Raw genomic sequence first — 646 nt, 5'->3', positions numbered from 1 at the left:
GCATCACGGCTTTTTTTAGCAAACTCCCGTAAATCATTCGCGGTGAAATCTGCTCGTAATGGAATTGGGGCACTCATAGAAAACTCCTGTTCGTTTCCTATGTTGAATCATATTTTAAAGCTTTTGGGAATCCCCCAAGAGTCAAGACAGCTACATTTTAGTATAAGTAGACATTGACCTCTATTTCCAAGCGCCATAGCAAAGTTGGGGATAATTTCGAGAGCGTGGTCCCACTGACGGATTGCTTCGCAAATTCGACCCAAGAAATTCAAACAATTTCCAAGGTTAGTGTAAATTTTACACTTCCAAATATCATTTACTTCTATAAAGCTTGGATGTGCAATTGCACGCCGAAGAGCAAGAACTTGTAGAACACTTTCATCTTGCTGCCAACTTAAACGATCTTCACTATTTTTGTGTTTAGCTTGTCCAAGTGCATTGAAACAATTTGCTTGGAAAAAATATCTAATAGCGTCAGGAATCCCTTCAATCTCACTCTGGCAAAGAGAGACGAAAGAATTCAATTGATCTAGGGCCTGTTGACAATTATCTCCCCGCAATGATGGCGGCAGCCAGAAACCAATTGGCTTTATAGCTTTCATCGGTTTTGTCATAGCGGGTGGCTATCCCTCTGAATTCCTTAATC

At 40.7% G+C, this 646-nt stretch carries 1 protein-coding gene and 1 pseudogene; both read right to left on the bottom strand.

Translation table 11 applies throughout. From position 1 onward, the window contains the following. Positions 1-107: 107 nt before the first annotated feature. Positions 108-524 carry a hypothetical protein gene (locus tag IEW74_RS04210; RefSeq protein WP_229734236.1) on the bottom strand — a complete coding sequence of 139 codons (417 nt, stop codon included), beginning with the start codon at positions 522-524 and terminating at the stop codon, positions 108-110. Positions 525-546: 22 nt separating this feature from the next. After that, positions 547-646, bottom strand: a pseudogene (locus IEW74_RS17305) (IS5/IS1182 family transposase); the annotation flags it as partial.

The organism is Terasakiella brassicae, from assembly GCF_014641495.1.
Lineage (GTDB): Bacteria > Pseudomonadota > Alphaproteobacteria > Rhodospirillales > Terasakiellaceae > Terasakiella > Terasakiella brassicae.
Note: the sequence above shows the minus strand (reverse complement) of the source record. Positions and strands in the feature narration are given on the sequence as shown.